This is a genomic window from Bradyrhizobium sp. BR2003, from assembly GCF_009720285.1.
GTDB classification, from domain to species: Bacteria; Pseudomonadota; Alphaproteobacteria; order Rhizobiales; family Xanthobacteraceae; genus Bradyrhizobium; species Bradyrhizobium elkanii.
In genome coordinates this window covers 362,099-379,553 of the sequence record NZ_SMYJ01000035.1, presented here as the reverse complement: position 1 = coordinate 379,553, position 17,455 = coordinate 362,099, and the positions used below count along the sequence as shown (strand labels likewise).

15 protein-coding genes are annotated in these 17,455 nt (G+C 66.0%); 10 read left to right on the top strand and 5 right to left on the bottom strand.

All coding sequences use genetic code 11. The annotated features are described in order from the left end of the window. Together acs and E2I15_RS30795 are read left to right on the top strand one after the other, a co-directional pair. Window positions 1–1,938: acetate--CoA ligase (gene acs / locus E2I15_RS30800; RefSeq protein WP_155262635.1), on the top strand; the 1,938-nt coding region annotated here is incomplete at its 5' end. Window positions 1,939–2,273: 335 nt separating this feature from the next. Continuing rightward, a complete protein-coding gene (locus tag E2I15_RS30795; protein ID WP_137478258.1) occupies window positions 2,274–2,801 on the top strand; it encodes a L,D-transpeptidase in 528 nt (175 codons plus the stop codon). A gap of 81 nt (window positions 2,802–2,882) precedes the next feature. Here E2I15_RS30795 and E2I15_RS30790 read toward each other — a convergent pair whose 3' ends face one another. Together E2I15_RS30790 and E2I15_RS30785 are read right to left on the bottom strand one after the other, a co-directional pair. After that, window positions 2,883–3,380 (bottom strand): thermonuclease family protein, encoded by a 498-nt coding sequence (locus E2I15_RS30790; protein ID WP_137478259.1) that lies wholly within the window; start codon window positions 3,378–3,380, stop codon window positions 2,883–2,885. Window positions 3,381–3,534: 154 nt separating this feature from the next. Continuing rightward, window positions 3,535–3,762: a DUF1674 domain-containing protein gene (locus tag E2I15_RS30785; protein ID WP_137478260.1), complete on the bottom strand. Its 228-nt coding sequence runs from the start codon at window positions 3,760–3,762 to the stop codon at window positions 3,535–3,537. 174 nt (window positions 3,763–3,936) lie between these two features. Between E2I15_RS30785 and E2I15_RS30780 the strand changes: the two genes are divergently transcribed. From E2I15_RS30780 to purH, 3 genes are all read left to right on the top strand, one after another. Continuing rightward, window positions 3,937–5,283 (top strand): RsmB/NOP family class I SAM-dependent RNA methyltransferase, encoded by a 1,347-nt coding sequence (locus tag E2I15_RS30780; RefSeq protein WP_137478261.1) that lies wholly within the window; start codon window positions 3,937–3,939, stop codon window positions 5,281–5,283. Between the two features lie 129 nt (window positions 5,284–5,412). After that, window positions 5,413–7,164, top strand: coding sequence for a heparinase II/III family protein (locus E2I15_RS30775; RefSeq protein WP_137478262.1), 1,752 nt, complete (start codon window positions 5,413–5,415; stop codon window positions 7,162–7,164). A gap of 294 nt (window positions 7,165–7,458) precedes the next feature. Then, window positions 7,459–9,051: a bifunctional phosphoribosylaminoimidazolecarboxamide formyltransferase/IMP cyclohydrolase gene (purH, locus tag E2I15_RS30770; protein WP_137478263.1), complete on the top strand. Its 1,593-nt coding sequence runs from the start codon at window positions 7,459–7,461 to the stop codon at window positions 9,049–9,051. A 91-nt stretch (window positions 9,052–9,142) separates the two neighbouring features. On the opposite strand, the gene E2I15_RS30765 is transcribed toward purH, so the two are convergent. Beyond that, the gene (locus E2I15_RS30765) at window positions 9,143–10,528 is read right to left on the bottom strand and encodes an MFS transporter (protein WP_137478503.1); all 1,386 of its coding nucleotides are present in this window, start codon (window positions 10,526–10,528) and stop codon (window positions 9,143–9,145) included. Between the two features lie 126 nt (window positions 10,529–10,654). On the opposite strand from E2I15_RS30765, the gene ggt reads away from it, so the two are divergent. From ggt to E2I15_RS30750, 3 genes are all read left to right on the top strand, one after another. Continuing rightward, window positions 10,655–12,400, top strand: coding sequence for a gamma-glutamyltransferase (gene ggt, locus E2I15_RS30760; protein WP_137478264.1), 1,746 nt, complete (start codon window positions 10,655–10,657; stop codon window positions 12,398–12,400). Between the two features lie 198 nt (window positions 12,401–12,598). Beyond that, complete coding sequence (locus tag E2I15_RS30755) at window positions 12,599–13,897, top strand: MFS transporter (protein WP_137478265.1); 1,299 nt, start codon at window positions 12,599–12,601, stop codon at window positions 13,895–13,897. A 215-nt stretch (window positions 13,898–14,112) separates the two neighbouring features. Then, window positions 14,113–14,988 (top strand): SDR family oxidoreductase, encoded by an 876-nt coding sequence (locus E2I15_RS30750; protein WP_137478266.1) that lies wholly within the window; start codon window positions 14,113–14,115, stop codon window positions 14,986–14,988. 102 nt (window positions 14,989–15,090) lie between these two features. On the opposite strand, the gene E2I15_RS30745 is transcribed toward E2I15_RS30750, so the two are convergent. Continuing rightward, window positions 15,091–15,426, bottom strand: a complete 336-nt coding sequence (locus E2I15_RS30745) for a GIY-YIG nuclease family protein (protein WP_137478267.1) — start codon at window positions 15,424–15,426, stop codon at window positions 15,091–15,093. Between the two features lie 102 nt (window positions 15,427–15,528). On the opposite strand from E2I15_RS30745, the gene E2I15_RS30740 reads away from it, so the two are divergent. Then, window positions 15,529–15,954 (top strand): DUF1330 domain-containing protein, encoded by a 426-nt coding sequence (locus E2I15_RS30740; RefSeq protein ID WP_137478268.1) that lies wholly within the window; start codon window positions 15,529–15,531, stop codon window positions 15,952–15,954. A gap of 8 nt (window positions 15,955–15,962) precedes the next feature. Here the strand turns inward: E2I15_RS30740 and E2I15_RS30735 are convergent, their stop codons facing one another. Further along, window positions 15,963–16,628 (bottom strand): glutathione S-transferase family protein, encoded by a 666-nt coding sequence (locus tag E2I15_RS30735; RefSeq protein WP_137478269.1) that lies wholly within the window; start codon window positions 16,626–16,628, stop codon window positions 15,963–15,965. Window positions 16,629–16,757: 129 nt separating this feature from the next. Between E2I15_RS30735 and E2I15_RS30730 the strand changes: the two genes are divergently transcribed. Then, entirely contained in the window at window positions 16,758–17,345 is a 588-nt protein-coding gene (locus tag E2I15_RS30730; RefSeq protein WP_137478270.1) for a DUF2239 family protein, read from the top strand. Window positions 17,346–17,455: the final 110 nt, after the last annotated feature.

The window sequence follows — 17,455 nt, the reverse complement described above, 5'->3', positions numbered from 1 at the left end:
TACGACGTGTCGGCCGACTGGGCCAAGCGCGCCTATATCGATGACGCCAAATATCGCGAGATGTACGCGCACTCGGTCAAGGACCCCAACGGCTTCTGGGCCGAGCACGGCAAGCGGATCGACTGGATCAAGCCCTTCACCAAGGTCGAGAACGTCTCCTTTGCACCCGGCAATATCTCGATCAAATGGTTCGAGGATGGCGTGCTGAACGTCGCCTGGAACTGCATCGACCGCCATCTGGAGAAGCGCGGCGACCAGACCGCGATCATCTGGGAGGGCGACGATCCTTCCGAGTCCAGGCACATCACCTACCGCCAGCTGCACGACGAAGTCTGCAAGATGGCCAACATCCTGCGCACGCGGAACGTCAAGAAGGGCGATCGCGTCACGATCTATCTGCCGATGATTCCGGAAGCGGCCTACGCCATGCTGGCCTGCGCGCGGATCGGCGCGATCCACTCGGTGGTGTTCGGCGGCTTTTCGCCGGACAGCCTCGCCCAGCGCATCAAGGATTGCGACTCGAAGGTGGTCATCACCGCCGACGAGGGCCTGCGCGGCGGCAGGAAGGTGCCGCTGAAGGCCAATGTCGATGCCGCCATCGCAAAAACCGGCGGCGTCGATTGGGTCGTGGTGGTGAAGCGCACCGGCGGCAAGATCGACATGAACCCGACGCGCGACCTCTGGTATCACGAGGCCGCCGCCATGGTGACGACGGAATGCCCGGCCGAGCATATGCACGCCGAAGACCCGCTGTTCATCCTCTACACCTCGGGCTCGACCGGCACGCCGAAGGGCGTACTGCACACCTCGGCCGGCTATCTCGTGTTCGCGTCGATGACGCATCAATACGTGTTCGACTATCACGACGGCGACATCTACTGGTGCACCGCCGACGTCGGCTGGGTCACCGGCCACAGCTACATCCTCTACGGGCCGCTCTGTAACGGCGCGACCACGCTGATGTTCGAGGGCGTGCCGAACTATCCGGACAATTCGCGCTTCTGGAACGTGGTCGACAAGCACAAGGTCAACATCTTCTACACCGCGCCGACCGCGATCCGCGCGCTGATGCAGGGCGGCGACGAGCCGGTGAAGAAGACCTCGCGCAAGTCGCTGCGCCTGCTCGGTTCGGTCGGCGAGCCGATCAATCCGGAAGCCTGGGAGTGGTACTACCGCGTGGTCGGCGACAGCAGCTGCCCGATCGTCGACACCTGGTGGCAGACCGAGACCGGCGGCATTTTGATCACGCCGCTGCCCGGCGCGACGAGGCTGAAGCCTGGTTCGGCGACGCGGCCGTTCTTCGGCGTGGTGCCGGAGATCGTCGATGCCGACGGCAAGACCTTGGAAGGCGAGACATCCGGCAATCTCTGCCTGACCAAATCATGGCCGGGCCAGATGCGCACGGTCTATGGCGATCATGCGCGGTTCGAGCAGACCTATTTCTCGACCTACAAGAACAAGTATTTCACCGGCGACGGCTGCCGGCGCGATGCCGACGGCTACTACTGGATCACCGGCCGCGTCGACGACGTCATCAACGTCTCCGGCCACCGCATGGGCACCGCCGAGGTCGAGAGTTCGCTGGTCGCGCATGAGGCGGTGTCGGAAGCCGCCGTCGTCGGCTACCCGCACGACATCAAGGGCCAGGGCATCTATGCCTATGTGACGCTGATGAAGGGCACCGAGCCGACCGAGGCGCTGCGCAAGGAGCTGGTCGCCTGGGTCCGCAAGGACATCGGCCCGATCGCCTCGCCGGACCTGATCCAGTTCGCGCCCGGCCTGCCCAAGACGCGCTCCGGCAAGATCATGCGCCGCATCCTGCGCAAGATCGCCGAGGACGAGCCGTCGAGTCTCGGCGACACCTCGACCCTGGCCGATCCGGCCGTGGTCGACGACCTCGTGCAGAACCGCCAGAACAAAAAGGGCGCACCGGCGTAAGGCCGGCAGCAGCAAAATCAGAAAACCGAGGAAGGGCCGCGCGATCACCGCCGCGGCCCTTTTTTTCCCGCAACGGGCCGCTTCACGGGATTGTCAGAGGCGTGGCGCGATTGAGGCGCGTTTGTGGCCAAGTGTTGTTTTCAGGTCATTTACTTTAATCCGAACTTTTCCTTTTCTCCGCGCCATCAGGACGTGTCTCGCGGCCGGTGTGAAACCACCCGGTTAACACACGCGGTTAATCTTGCGTGCGTGAGACCGGCAGGCCCGGTTTTTCAAGGGCTCTGCATCTTCGTTTTTGGCTTCCTCGCGGGAGCTGTTGGGAAGTGGAGAGGTTGATGTCGATGAAGTTTGCGGTGGCGCTGGCTGCCACGGCTGCTGTTACCCTTGGTGCGGTTGTCTTGACGTCGCAGGCGGCCGAAGCCCGGCCGGAAATGGTGGGAATACACGCCGACAACTATGAGCCGGGTACCATCGTGGTGAAGACCAACGAACGGCGGCTCTACCTCATTCTCGATTCCGGCCACGCGATGCGTTACCCGGTCGGCGTCGGCAAGTCCGGCAAGCAGTGGGCCGGCACCACGAAGATCGACGGCAAATATCGCAACCCGGCCTGGTCGCCGCCCGCCGAGGTCAAGCGCGACAAGCCGAGCATCCCGAACGTGATAGCCGGCGGCTCGCCGCACAACCCGATGGGCGTCGCCGCGATGACGCTGGCCGGCGGCGAATATGCGATCCACGGCACCAACGTGCCGGGCTCGGTCGGCGGCTTCGTCTCCTACGGCTGCATCCGCATGCTCAACGCCGACATCACCGATCTCTATTCGCGCGTTTCGGTCGGCACGACGGTCGTCGTCACCCGCTGATCAGGCACAGCGCCTGGTCCAACGCAAAGCCGCGCCACTGCGCGGCTTTTTGTTTGCGGAAGCCTGGTTTGACGCTGTCGCCTAGCGCGTAAAATATCCGCACCAACCGAACCGGTGCCCGCCATTGTAGGCGCGGACATGGCCGGCGGCGAGCAGCACGGCCGAGACGTTGTCGGTTTTCCTGGTCGCGACGTCGGCGACGACACGTCCCTGATACTTGTCGGGACCGACATTGTAGATCGCGACATCGCCCTGACCGAGCAGGTCGCGCAGCGCCACCGTCGCTGCTTGCGCCATTTGCAGTTCACGCGCACAGGATGCCTTCAGCTCCGGCGCGTCGATGCCGCGCAGCCGGACTCGCGTGTACAGATCCGGGCCCGGCGAGAAATGCACCCGCGCCTCGAACGTATCGCCGTCGATCGTCCTGATCACATCAACGTTGTGCCTGATGTCGGGCGCGCCGGCCCGCTGCCAGATGACGTCGGCGTCGCGAGACCTGCTCAACGACCAATGGGGCGGCAGATGCACCCATTGCCGGATCGGCAGCGTGCTGCCGATGGCAATGCCGAGAACGAACACCCATGGCAGCGCCGCCGAGACGCGCCGGCCCCAAGGCGACCTCCGTGAAGGAGGCCGGCGGAAAGGCGGACGTCCCGTCCCACGATAAGCATTTATTCTCTCGTATGGGGACATATTCCCAGACTGGCCTGAGTCGAGCCGTCAGGCAAGACTCTCAGAAGTCCGAGGCGATGCCCTTGGTCTCCCAATCGCCGTAACGCGTCGGTTCCGGTCCCTTCGGACCCTGGAACTCCTTCGGCCGCGCGGCCGCGTTCTGCGCGGCGGCCTCCTCGGCAGCCTTGCGCCGCGCCGCGGCCTCGGCGAGCGCGCGTTGCGCGGCCGGCGTCAGCGGCTTGCGCGGAGCGGCCTCCGGCAGCGATGACGATGGCGATTTATCAGACATGGCAAAACCTTCCGCCGCGGATTTCGTATCTCTGTGCTGGCTCAGTGACGACATCACGATCACAAAATCCCGCAAGCCGATTCTTACATTTGGCATATTCGCATGCCAGAGGTGGTCTTGAGTTGATGGGCATGAGCCGAATGTAACTCAGCACCTTCGAGATATCTCCGCTTCATGCCTCCTTCAAGATTTGCAGTACCTGCCGAAGTCCCCGGCCTCGCGGCCCGCCGTATCGCGGCCGATATCCTCGATGGCGTGCTGCACAAGCACCGCACGCTCGACGACCAGCTCGACGGCGCCGGCGCGCATCCCGGCCTGAAGTCGCTCGCCGATCGCGACCGCGCGCTGATGCGCCGGCTGGTGTCGACCATCTTGCGCAAGCTCGGCACGCTCGGCCATCTGCTGTCGCGCCTGCTCGATCGCGGCATCCCGACCGATGCGCCGCGCGCGCAGAGTGCGCTCCTGATCGGCGCGGCACAGATTCTCTGGATGGACGTGCCCGATCACGCCGCGGTCGATCTTTCGGTGAGGCTGGTGCAATCCGACCGGCGCGCCGCGAAATATGCCGGGCTCGTCAACGCCGTGCTGCGCCGCTGCGCGCGCGAGGGCCAGGGCCTGATCGACGAGATCAGCGCGCAGACGCTGGACCTGCCGCCATGGATGCTGGCGCGCTGGAACGCGCATTACGGCGAGGCCACCACGCGCGACATGGCGCTGGCGCTCGGCCACGAGCCGTCGCTCGATCTCACGGTGAAGTCGGATCCGTCGCAATGGGCGACCCGTCTGCATGGCGAGACGCTGCCGACGGGAACCGTGCGCACGCTGCTGCAGGGTTCCGTCACGATGCTGCCTGGCTTTGCCGAAGGCCAGTGGTGGGTGCAGGACGCCGCCGCCGCGCTGCCGGTGCGGCTGTTCGGCAACATCAAGGACAAGGCGGTCGCGGATCTCTGCGCCGCGCCCGGCGGCAAGACCGCCCAGCTCGCGCTGGCCGGCGCGCACGTCACCGCGGTCGACCGCTCGCCGGCGCGTGTGGCGCGGCTGCGCGACAATCTCACGCGCCTGGACCTGCAGGCTGAAAGCGTCGTCGCCGACGCCGCCGAATGGCCCGCCGAGGCCGCAAGCTTCGACGGTATCCTGGTCGATGCGCCCTGCACCTCGACGGGAACCATCCGCCGCCATCCCGACGTCGCCTGGTTGCGGCAGGAAGGCGACATCGCCGCGCTGTCGGCGCTGCAAAAGCGGCTGTTGCAAAAAGCCGCCAATCTGCTGAAGCCCGGCGGAACGCTGGTCTACTGCACCTGCTCGCTGGAGCCGGAGGAAGGCGAGCACGCGATCGCCGCGCTGCTGGCGAGCGAATCAGGCCTGCGCCGTGCGCCGGTCGAGACAAGCGAGGTCGCCGGCCTCGACGACCTCATCACCGCCGACGGCGATCTGCGCACTTTGCCGAGCCATTTGCCCAATGCCGACCCGCGGCTCGGCGGGCTGGATGGATTTTACGCGGCCCGGCTGGTTAAATCCTGATTTTAAACTTCAGTCTTCTAAGCTCGAAGTGATTCGTGCGGTATCAAGAGGGTGTCTTGGCAGGTGTCTTGGCCGCGTTTCCGGATTAAATAAGGATTCGTTGAAAATTCCCTCCCCGCAAGGTTAGGCGTGTCGGTCGCTCAAAGCAGACGCATCTCGACGCTGATTGCTGGCCGCTTTGCCCGCAGCATCATCGCGCGCGCCAGCGGGAGCACGGTTGCGCTGTCGCGGCTCTGGCCCGGCCGCACCGACCGGCTGATCATCGCCCCGCACGATCTGCGGACCGCCGACGCCACCCGCGCGGCCGAGATCTATGCCGGACGATTCGTCTTCGCCGGCAAGATCGTCACCTGCCACGGCCGCTCGATCTTCGATCTCGAGCCGCCGTCGGAGGATTGGGAAGCTGCCCTGCTCGGCTTCGGCTGGCTGCGCCATCTGCGCGCCGCCGACACTGCGCTGACCCGCGCCAACGCCCGCTCGCTGGTCGACGACTGGATCTCCAACCAGGCCCGCAAGCGGCCGCTGGAGCGCCGCGCCGATGTGCGCGCGCGGCGGGTGATCTCGCTGTTGTCGCAGGCGCCGCTCGTGCTCGGCGACACCGACGGAAAATTCTACCGCAAATATCTGCGTGGGCTGGCGCGCGAGATCCGCTATCTGCGCCACGCGACGCTCGACAATGACGGCGTTCCGCGCCTGCAGGTGCTGATCGCGCTGTGCTACGCCTCGCTCTGTCTCGCCAACCAGGCGCGCAACATCAAATCGGCGACGCGCAAGCTGTCGGACGAATTGCAGCGCCAGATCCTGCCCGATGGCGGCCACATCTCGCGCAATCCCGGCGCGCTGGTCGAGCTGCTCAGCGATCTCCTGCCGCTGCGGCAGACCTTTGCCGCGCGGAATATCGCGCCGCCGCCGGCGCTGCTCAACGCCATCGACCGCATGATGCCGATGCTGCGCTTCTTCCGGCACGGCGACGGCAGCTTCGCGCTGTTCAACGGCATGAGCACCGCGCCGTCCGATCTCGTCGCGACGCTGCTCGCCTATGACGACACCCGCGGCGTGCCGATGGCGAGCATGCCGCACACCGGCTTTCAGCGGCTCGATGCCGGCAACACCGCGTTGATCATCGACACCGGCCGGCCGCCGCCGGCAAGCGTCAGCCAGGACGCGCATGCCGGCTGCCTGTCGTTCGAGCTCTCCTCCGGGGTGAGCCGCATCGTCGTCAATTGCGGCATGCCGAGCACAGGCCGCGACAACTGGCGGCCGTTCGCGCGCTCCACCGCGGCGCATTCGACGCTGACCTATCGCGACACGTCGTCATGCCAGTTCGTCGAGCTGTCGGCGATGAAGCGGCTGCTCCGTGGCGCGCCGATCACCAGCGGGCCCAGCAATGTCGAGAGCTACCGCGAAGCCGTTCCCGACGGCGACGTGCTCACCGCCTCGCATGACGGCTACCTCTCGCGCTTCGGGGTGATCCACCGCCGCGTGCTGATGGTCGCGCAGGACGGCACGCGGCTGGAGGGCGAGGATTCGCTGTCGCCGGCGCCGGGTGGCCGCATCAAGGGCAGCGAGGCCGATTTCGCGCTGCGCTTTCATTTGCACCCTTCCGTGAAGGCGAGCCGGCTGTCGGATGCCCGCGGCGTGATGCTGGTGCTGCCCAACCGCGACGTCTGGACCTTCGAGGCGATGGACGACAAGGTCGATCTCGAGGACAGCGTGTTCCTGGCCGGCAATGACGGCCCGCGCCGCACCTCCCAGATCGTGATCCGCCAGGACGCGAGGCAGGCCGGCACCATCCGCTGGAGCTTCGTGCGCTCCTCGACCTCGGCCTCCGCCACCACCGCGCGCCGCAACGCCCGCCGCGAGCCGGAACTGCCGCTGTAGGGCGACGAGACGCCCTGTCTGCGACGCAGGCTGACCCAGAACCGTCATCCCCGCGCAAAGGCTTCGCTTTTGTCGCTGGAGGTGCGAGCTCTTGCGAGCCTCGAAGGATGCACGGCCCGGCCGGTGGCCGTCGACCCTTCGAGACGCGCGGAGTCTGTCACCGGACCGCGCCTTGCGCGGACCCGTTGGCGCTCCTCAGGGTGACGGATTTGCGGGGATTTGGTCCCAACGACCGGTTTCGTACCGCACAAAACCATGCTACCCGGCTGCCTTAACAGCCAGGGATTTTCCGATATGACCGAGCAGCTTCGCCGCGTGACCCGCGCTCTGTTGTCCGTTTCCGACAAGACCGGACTGATCGATTTCGCCAAGGCGCTGGCCGACCATGGCGTCGAGCTGGTCTCGACCGGCGGCACCGCCAAGGCGATCGCGGCGGCCGGGCTGAAGGTCAGGGACGTCTCCGAGCTCACCGGCTTCCCCGAGATGATGGATGGCCGGGTCAAGACGCTGCACCCGAAGGTCCATGGCGGCCTGCTCGCGATCCGCGACAACAAGGAACACGCCGCGGCGATGGCCGCGCACGGCATCGCGCCGATCGATCTTCTGGTCGTCAACCTCTACCCGTTCGAGGCCACCGTCGACAAAGGCGCCGGCTTCGAGGAGTGCATCGAGAACATCGACATCGGCGGCCCCGCGATGATCCGCGCCGCGGCCAAGAACCATGACGACGTCGCCGTGGTGGTCGAGGCGAACGACTATTCTGCCGTGCTCGACGAGCTCGCCGCGCACAAGGGCGCGACTTCGCTTCAGTTGCGCCGCCGGCTCGCCGCCAAGGCCTATGCGCGCACCGCGGCCTATGACGCCGCGATCTCGAACTGGTTCGCCGTGCAGCTCGACACCAAGGCGCCGGATTTCCGCGCGTTTGGCGGCAAACTGATCCAGTCGTTGCGCTATGGCGAGAACCCGCACCAGACCGCGGCGTTCTATGCCACGCCGGAAAAGCGGCCGGGCGTTGCGACCGCGCGCCAGCTGCAGGGCAAGGAACTGTCCTACAACAACATCAACGACACCGACGCGGCCTATGAATGCGTCGGCGAGTTCGATCCGCAGCGCACCGCGGCCTGCGTGATCGTCAAGCACGCCAATCCCTGCGGCGTCGCCGAGGGCCCCGATCTCGCTACCGCCTATGCCCGCGCGCTCGCCTGCGACTCCACCTCGGCCTATGGCGGCATCATTGCGGTCAACCGCACGCTCGATGCGGACGCGGCGCGCGCCATCATCGGCATCTTCACCGAGGTGATCATCGCGCCCGATGCGACCGAGGAGGCGATCTCGATCATCGCCGGCCGGCGCAATCTGCGCCTGCTGCTCGCCGGCGGCCTGCCGAACGCGCGCGCGACAGGCCTCACCGCCAAGACCGTCGCCGGCGGCCTCTTGGTGCAGAGCCGCGACAATGCCGTGGTCGAGGACATGAACCTGAAGGTCGCGACCAAGCGCGCGCCGACCGACGCCGAGCTGCGCGATCTCAAATTCGCGTTCCGCGTCGCCAAGCACGTCAAGTCGAACACCATCATCTACGCCAAGGATCTCGCCACCGTCGGCATCGGCGCCGGCCAGATGAGCCGGGTCGATTCCGCGCGCATCGCCGCGCGCAAGGCGCTGGATGCGGCGGCCGAGCTGAAGCTCGCCGAGCCGCTGACCAAGGGGTCGGTGGTCGCATCCGACGCCTTCTTCCCGTTCGCCGACGGCATGCTGGCCTGCATCGAGGCCGGCGCCACCGCGGTGATCCAGCCCGGCGGCTCGATGCGCGACGACGAGGTGATCAAGGCCGCCGACGAACACGGCATCGCCATGGTGTTCACGGGCGTGCGGCATTTCAGGCATTGAGTGCGACCTGTAGCCCGGATGGAGCGAAGCGAAATCCGGGGCGGTCTCTCCGCGGACCAAGGATCCCGGATTGCGCTTCGCTCCATCCGGGCTACGAAGCCGTACGCACCTTCGCCAATAGCGCCAGTCCCGCCACGAAGAACGCCACCAGCACCGCCATGCCGGCCTTCTGGCTTGCGGTCGCCGCGGTGATCGCGCCGATCAGGAGCGGGCCGATGAACGACGTCACCTTGCCGGTGAGCGCGAACAAGCCAAAATACTGCGCGATGCGATCCTTTGGCGCGAGGCGAATCAGGAGCGAGCGCGAGGCTGCCTGCAGCGGCGCGCCGGTGGCGCCGATCAGGCAGCCCAGCACGATGTAAGCGCGCTCGGCGGCGCCCGCGAACAGAGGGCCGCCCGGCACCGGCGCCGCGACCGGGATGAACAGGATGGAATCCTTGTTCACGGTGAGGATCACGACGATCGCAAACAACAGGATCAGCAGGCTGCCGGTGATCACGCGCTTCGGTCCGAAAGCATCATCGAGCTTGCCGCCGATCCAGCCGCCGAACGTGCCGGCGACCGCGAGGATGATGCCGAAGGTGCCGATCCGGATCGTGTCCCAGCCGAACGTGCCGGCGGCATAGATGCCGCCGAACGCAAACAGCGAGACCAGCCCGTCGGTGTAGATCATGTTCGCGAGCAGAAACCGCGCCAGTGACTTCTGCTTCGGCAGGCTCGACAACGATTCCCTGAGCTCGCGCAGGCCTTCGCCGAGCGCTTCGCGCAGCGGGCGCTTCGCCGGATAGTCCGGCGTGAACAGGAACATCGGCGTCACGAAGATGATGAACCAGAGCCCGGTCAGCGGCCCGGTGATGCGGTCGCCTTCATGCATGACGGGATCGAGACCGAACAGCGGTGTGAAGCCGAACAGCGTGCGGCCGGTCTCGGCATTGGCGGCAAGAAAGCCGAGCACGAGAACAAGACTCAGGATGCCGCCGACATAGCCGGTGGCCCAGCCGGTGCCCGACAGCCGCCCGATCCGGTCCGGCGGCACGAGGGTCGGCATCATCGCGTTGTTGAACACGGTCGCGAACTCGACGCCGACGCTCGCAATCGCATAGGCGAGCAGCAGCATAGGGATGATGTCGGGATCGCCGGGCTTGCCGATCCACATCGCGCTCGAGCCGATCACGAGCAGCGCGCCGAAGCCGGCGATCCACGGCTTGCGCCGGCCGCTGGCATCGGCGATTGCCCCCAGCACCGGCGACAGCAGCGCGATCGCAAGTCCGGCAGCCGCGGTGGCAAACCCCCAGAGCGCCTGGCCGCTGGCGGCATCCGGCGCGACGAAGCTCGCGAAATAAGGCGCGAACACGAAGGTCGTGATCAGCGTGAAATAGGGCTGCGCAGCCCAGTCGAAGAAGATCCAGCTGATGACGGCGGCGCGTCCCGAATAAACTTTGGTGGAGGCCTTCGCGTCACCGGCGCCCGTCTGCATTGTTGCCGTCATCGCGAAAGATATTCCCCAACTCGAACCACCGGCAGGCTTTTGCCGCTTCAATCCGGTCCCATATAGCATGAGCCGGTTTGACTGATACGGCGATGAACAGGGCAGGACATTTCGATGGCGCTGACGGCAACGATGTCGCGACGGCTGTTTGCCGCTCTCCTGGTGATTGGTATCGCGACGCCTGCCCTCGGCCAGGTCCAGCGCCGCTTCTATGAACCGTCAGCCGCGGACACGATTCGCAGCATTCGCGCCGAAAACGGCATGGTGGTGGCGCAGGAGAAGCTGGCTGCGCAAATTGGCGCCGACATCCTGCGACAGGGCGGCAATGCGGTCGACGCTGCGGTCGCCACCGGCTTTGCGATGGCGGTGACCTATCCGCGCGCCGGCAATATCGGCGGCGGCGGCTTCATGGTGATCCATCTCGCCGGCCGCAACGAAGATGTCGCGATCGACTATCGCGAGACTGCGCCGCAGGCCGCGACCCGCGACATGTTCCTGAACGCCGACGGCAAGCCCGATCCCGACAAGTCGCGCAACTCCGCGCTCGCGATCGGCGTGCCCGGCACGGTCGCGGGCCTCGCGCTGGCACTGGAGAAATACGGTTCCGGCAAGTTCACGCTGGCGCAGATCCTCAAGCCCGCGATCGATCTCGCGCGCGACGGCTTCATCGTCACCGACGACACGTCGGACACGTTGAACGACATGTATCGCCGCATGTCGCGCTGGCCGAATTCGACCAGGACGTTCTCGCACGCCGACGGCACGCCGCTGCGCGAGGGCGACCGGTTGATCCAGCGCGATCTCGCCGGCGTACTGACTGATATTGCCGAACAAGGCCCGCGCGGCTTCTACCAGGGCGCCGTCGCCGAGAAGCTTGTCAGCGGCATCAGGAATGCCGGCGGCATCTTCACCCTCGAGGATATGAAATCCTACCAGCCCGTGATCCGCACGCCGATCCGCGGCAGCTATCGCGGCTACGACATCGTCTCGATGCCGCAGCCCTCCTCCGGCGGCGTCGTGCTGCTGGAGATCCTCAACATCCTCGAAGGCTTTCCGATGTCCGACATGAAGCAGGGCTCGGCCGCCACGCTGCATGTGATGATCGAGGCGATGAAGCGGGCTTATGCCGATCGCGCGCGCTATCTCGGCGATCCCGCCTTCGTCGACGCGCCGACGCAACTCTTGATCGACAAGGACTATGCCGCCAAGCAGCGAGCGACCATCGATCTTGCCCGCGCCACGCCCTGGACCGATGTGCGCAACGCGAAGCAACCGCACGAAGGCGACAACACCACGCATTATTCGGTCGTCGATGCCGGCGGCAACGCCGTCAGCAACACCTACACGCTGAACTTCCCCTATGGCGTCGGCCTCGTCGCCGACGGCACCGGCGTGCTGCTCAACAACGAGCTTGACGATTTCACCGCCGCGCCCGGCGCCTCCAATGCCTTCGGCCTGGTCGGCTTCGAGGCCAATCTGCCCGGACCCGGCAAGCGACCGCTGTCGTCGATGTCGCCGACCATCGTGCTGAAGGACGGCAAGCCGGTGCTGGTGACGGGCTCGCCCGGCGGCAGCCGCATCATTTCCGCGGTGACGCAGATCATCGTCGACGTGATCGACTACAGGATGGACATCGCGGCCGCGGTCGCGGCGCCCCGCATGCACCATCAATGGCTGCCCGACGAGGTCCGGATCGAGCGCGGCTTTCCCGACGCGGTGCTGGACGATCTGCGCGCCAAGGGCCACAAACTGGTCGAGCCGCTCGGCTACTCCTCCGCGAACTCGATCCTCGTCACGACCCACGGTCTGCTCGGCGCACCGGATCCGCGCACGCGCGGCTCGGAGGCTGCGGGATACTAGAGCTCGATCCGGAAAAGTGCGCAGCGGTTTTCCCGCGACAAACGCGACGCGTTTGCGCCGAGATCATGCTCAAACGAAAGACCTGGAAGTGGCAAACGCGGCTTTGCCCAGCCTGCGACATCGCGGTAGATTGGCGGTCCGCGCACCTCCGGCCGCGGATCGCAAAGAGCCGGTGAAAGATTTCTCCGGGGAACGCGCATGAGCACGGCCGAATCCAAATCGATGGAAGTTGCAGAGATCGAGGATACCAGCCTCCTCGCCTTCTATCGCGACATGAACCTGCAGGAGCGGCGCACGTTCTGGGCCTGCGCGTCGGGCTGGACGCTCGACGGCATGGATTTCATGATCTATCCGCTGGTGATCGGCACCATCATCACGCTCTGGAAGGTCGACCCCGGCACCGCCGGGCTTGCGGGCACCGTGACATTGCTGGCCTCCGCCGTCGGCGGCTGGCTCGGCGGCTATCTGTCCGACCGCATCGGGCGGGTGAAGACGCTGCAGCTCACCATCATCTGGTTCTCGTTCTTCTCGCTGGTCTGCGCCGTGGTGCAGAATTTCGACCAGCTGCTGATCGCCCGCGCGCTGCTCGGTCTCGGCTTCGGCGGCGAATGGGCGGCCGGCGCGGTGCTGATCGGCGAGGCGATCCGGCCGCAATATCGCGGACGCGCGGTCGGCTCGGTGCAGTCGGGTTGGGCGATCGGCTGGGGCCTTGCGGTGCTGGCGCAGGCGATCCTGTTCTCGGTGCTGCCGGCGGAGAACGCCTGGCGCTGGATGTTCGTGATCGGCGCGCTGCCGGCGCTGCTGGTGTTCTATCTGCGCCGCTATGTCACCGAGCCGGAAATCTCCGCCGCGACCATGGCGCAGGCGCAGGCCTCCGGCAGCGGCCCCGCCGCGTTGTGGGAGATCTTCCACGGACCGATCCTGAAGACCACGCTGCTGGCGTCGCTGGTCGGCACCGGCATGCAGGGCGGCTACTACGCCATCACCTTCTGGGTGCCGCGCTTCCTCACCACGGAGCGCAAGCTCTCGGTGGTCGGCTCGACCGGCTATCTGGCGACGCTGATCATCGGCTCCTTCATCGGCTATCTGGTCGGCGCCTGGCTCGCCGACCGGATCGGCCGGCGCAATCTGTTCCTGATCTTCTCGATCGGCGCAATCGCGGTGGTGCTGCTCTACACCCAATTGCCGCTGTCCAACGAAGTGCTGTGGGTGCTGGGCTTTCCGCTCGGCTTCTTTGCCTCGGGCTATTTCTCCGGTATGGGCGCGTTTTTGACCGAACTGTATCCGACCCGGCTGCGTGGCTCCGGCCAGGGCTTCTGCTACAATTTCGGCCGCGGCATCGGCGCGCTGTTCCCGTTCCTGGTCGGCGCGCTGTCGACCACGACCACGCTCGCCAACGCGATCGCGATCTTCGCGGTGGCGGCCTATGGCGTATTCTTCCTCGCTGCCTACGCGCTGCCGGAAACGCGCGGGCGCGTGCTGCATGCGGATGGGTAGGACGTGAGGTGAGATGATGTGATGACCGTCCCGCTTGCTCCGCTTCGCCGCTCCCCTTGTGGGAGAGGCCGGATTGCATCGAAAGATGCAATCCGGGTGAGGGGTTGCGATCTATCCACGCAGTATGCCGTGTGGCGAGATGCCCCTCACCCCCAATCCTCTTTCACAAGGGGAGAGGGGGCCATCGTCTCGCGCGTCCCTCACAGGAGGTTCTCATGACATCGCTCAAGGGCAAGACGCTGTTCATCTCGGGCGCGAGCCGCGGCATCGGGCTGGCGATCGCGCTGCGTGCCGCGCGTGACGGCGCCAATGTCGCGATCGCGGCGAAGACCGCCGAGCCGCATCCGAAGCTCAAGGGCACGATCTACACGGCCGCCGACGAGGTCCGCGCCGCCGGCGGCAAGGCGCTGCCGGTGCTCTGCGACATCAGGGACGAGGCGCAGGCGATGGCGGCGATCGAGCAGACCGTCGCCGAGTTCGGCGGCATCGACGTCTGCGTCAACAATGCCAGCGCCATCAGCCTGACCAATTCGCAGGCCACCGATATGAAGCGGTTCGACCTGATGATGGGAATCAACACCCGCGGCACCTTCATGGTGTCGAAATACTGCATCCCGCACCTGAAGAAGGCGGCGAATCCGCACATCCTGATGCTGTCGCCGCCGCTCGACATGAAGACGAAATGGTTCGAGCACTCGACCGCCTACACGATGGCGAAGTTCGGCATGAGCATGTGCGTGCTCGGGCTGGCCGGCGAATTGAAATCGGCCGGCATTGCCGTCAACGCGCTGTGGCCGCGCACCACGATCGCGACCGCCGCGGTCGGCAACCTGCTCGGCGGCGACGCCATGATGCGCGCCAGCCGCACGCCCGAGATCATGGGCGATGCGGCCTACGCGATCATCACCCGGCCGTCGCGCGAATTCACCGGGCATTTCTGCATCGACGACAAGGTGCTCTATGCCAATGGCGTACGCGACTTCGAGCGCTACCGCGTCGATCCCTCGGTGCCGCTGATGTCGGACTTCTTCGTGCCTGACGACGATGTGCCGCCGCCCGGCGTCGCCGTGCAGCCGCTGCCGTCACACTAAAGCGCGATGAGATTAGGTTGAATTATCATCGCGCTTTAGCTCCTTGTTTCAGCATGATCTTTTCGGAAAACCGCGTCGCACTTTTCCGGATCGTGCTTTGAGCTACACCGCGAACGCATTCAGCTCTGCGCGCCAATGCTGCACGCGCTCCTTCAGCAGCGTGTCGCGCACGTAGCCGAGCTCCTCGTCCTCGATCCGCTCCAGCGTTTCGAGCGAGAGGCTATCCGCGCCGTGGGCCGTCCAGGCGCGCTGCAGCTCCGCGTTGCGATGGCTGCCCATTCGCAGCGTGAACCAGATGCGGTTCTCGATCTTGTCGAGATCGAGCGCCTGCCCCACCCAGACCTCGCCGGTCGCGCGGCAGCGAATCGCGAACACGCCGGCGACAGCAGCGCGTTTCTTGTAGTCGGCGATGGCTTGCTTGCGATCCTCGGTCTTCATGGTGGCTCCTGTCGTTCCGTCGGGCTGTTTATATCCGGGTATTATTGACAACGCAATTATGCCCGGGTAAAAATGTCCATCAACCTCGATGGGACGACCAACATGGACACCGCCTGCTATCTGGAACCGACCTGGAACGCCGGGCGCGACTTTGCCCAGCGCGAGATCACCGGCGAGCTGGTGATGCTGAATCTGCTGCGCTTCCGCGAGATCGCCGACTATTCGCAAAGCCCGGAGCTTGCCCCGCCGCAGCCGATCACCGGGGCGGAGGCCTACGACCGCTACGTAGCGCACACCCTTCCGCATCTGCGGAAGAGCGGCGGCGATATCCTGTTCATGGCTGAGGGCGGCGCGTTCCTGATCGGGCCCGAGGGCGAGCGCTGGGACCGCGCGATGCTGATCCGGCAGAAGAGCCGCGGCGCGTTCCTGGCCTTTGCGGTGGCGGAGGCCTATCTCGCCGGCATCGGACACCGTACCGCGGCGCTGGCGGATTCGCGGCTGCTACCGCTGGTCGAGCTGCCGCGATGACCGCGACTCTATCGGCCGACCTGGTACGGCCCGCCCTTCTCCAGCGCCCGCGCATAGGCCGGGCGGGCGTGAATGCGCTCAAGGAACGCGACACATTTGGGATGGCCGTCCTCGAGCCCGCCACGCGCCGCGGCGGCCTCGAGCGGGAAGCTCATCTGGATGTCGGCACCGGAAAACTCGCTGCCGGCGAACCATTCGCTCTTGCCGAGCTCGCCTTCCCAATAGGCCATGTGCTGCTTGAGCTGCGGATTGACCAGCGTGGACAGCGCCGTGTTGGACACCTTGCGCACCAAGGGCCGCAGCAGCGCCGGCGCGCGCTTCGGCATCAGCGTGAACAGGAGCTTCAGCAGCAGCGGCGTCATCGCCGAACCCTCGGCGTAGTGCAGCCAATAGGTGTAGCGCAGCCGCTCCGGCGTATCGGCCGCCGGGATCAGGCGCCCGTTGCCGTAGGTCGCGATGATGTATTCGAGGATCGCGCCGGATTCCGCGATCGTGTGGCCGTTGTCGGTGACCACGGGCGACTTGCCGAGCGGATGGATCGCGCGCAGCTCCTTCGGCGCCCGCATGTCGGGCTGCCGCTGATAGCGCACGATCTCGTAGGGCACGCCCAACTCCTCGAGCAGCCACAGCACGCGCTGCGAGCGGGAATTGTTGAGGTGATGAACCGTCAGCATGAGCGTCCTCAAAGATCAGCGCAATCGGGCGGCGTTTGGTGCCAGCGGGAAACGAGAAAGTCGAGATCCACGCGCCGCGATTGCTAAGAATTATCCGGGCAATATGTCGCGCAATCTGAGAGGTCTACCATGAATCCTGCCTATGTCGCGTTCGAAGGCGAGCACCGCATCGGGGCCGGCGACCTCCCGGAGGTTGCGCGCGCCGCCAAGCAACACCTCGACCAGCGCAAGGACGCCGCGATCCTGGTATTCAACGGCCGCACCTCGGCGCTGGTCGATATCGATTTCCGCGGCTCGTTCGACGACGTGCTGGCGCGGCTGCCGACGCTTGCGCCTGCACGCGACGAGGAGCCGGCGGCGCCGACCGCGCCGCGCGGGCCCGGTCGGCCGAAGCTTGGCGTCGTCGCGCGCGAGATCACGCTGCTGCCACGGCATTGGGACTGGCTCGCGCAGCAGAAGGGCGGTGCATCGGTTGCGATCCGCAAGCTGATCGACGAGGCGCGGCGCTCAAGCGGCGACAAGGACCGCACGCGCAGCGCGCAGGACGCCGCCTATCGCTTCATGACTGTCATGGCCGGCAACCGGCCGAACTATGAGGATGCGATCCGCGCCCTGTTCGCCCACGACCGGCGCCGCTTTGCGACGCTGATCGCGGACTGGCCGGCCGATATCCGCGATCACGCGATCCGGCTCGCCTATAGCGATCAAGCGGACTAGCGCGTTGATCGGGTCAAGCGGCCGCCGCGAATGATCTGAACTCACTCTCCCGCTTGCGGGGGAAGGCTGGGGTGGGGGCTCTCTCCGCGAGTTGCATTGTGGAGAAAGCC

Bases quoted from the DNA above. Each gene is read 5' to 3' on its own strand.
- E2I15_RS30795 (WP_137478258.1), top strand. From the start codon at position 2,274: ATGTCGATGAAGTTTGCGGTGGCGCTGGCTGCCACGGCTGCTGTTACC.
- E2I15_RS30785 (WP_137478260.1), bottom strand. From the start codon at position 3,762: ATGTCTGATAAATCGCCATCGTCATCGCTGCCGGAGGCCGCTCCGCGC.
- E2I15_RS30780 (WP_137478261.1), top strand. From the start codon at position 3,937: ATGCCTCCTTCAAGATTTGCAGTACCTGCCGAAGTCCCCGGCCTCGCG.
- purH (WP_137478263.1), top strand. From the start codon at position 7,459: ATGACCGAGCAGCTTCGCCGCGTGACCCGCGCTCTGTTGTCCGTTTCC.
- E2I15_RS30765 (WP_137478503.1), bottom strand. From the start codon at position 10,528: ATGCAGACGGGCGCCGGTGACGCGAAGGCCTCCACCAAAGTTTATTCG.
- ggt (WP_137478264.1), top strand. From the start codon at position 10,655: ATGGCGCTGACGGCAACGATGTCGCGACGGCTGTTTGCCGCTCTCCTG.
- E2I15_RS30755 (WP_137478265.1), top strand. From the start codon at position 12,599: ATGAGCACGGCCGAATCCAAATCGATGGAAGTTGCAGAGATCGAGGAT.
- E2I15_RS30750 (WP_137478266.1), top strand. From the start codon at position 14,113: ATGACATCGCTCAAGGGCAAGACGCTGTTCATCTCGGGCGCGAGCCGC.
- E2I15_RS30745 (WP_137478267.1), bottom strand. From the start codon at position 15,426: ATGAAGACCGAGGATCGCAAGCAAGCCATCGCCGACTACAAGAAACGC.
- E2I15_RS30740 (WP_137478268.1), top strand. From the start codon at position 15,529: ATGGACACCGCCTGCTATCTGGAACCGACCTGGAACGCCGGGCGCGAC.
- E2I15_RS30735 (WP_137478269.1), bottom strand. From the start codon at position 16,628: ATGCTGACGGTTCATCACCTCAACAATTCCCGCTCGCAGCGCGTGCTG.
- E2I15_RS30730 (WP_137478270.1), top strand. From the start codon at position 16,758: ATGAATCCTGCCTATGTCGCGTTCGAAGGCGAGCACCGCATCGGGGCC.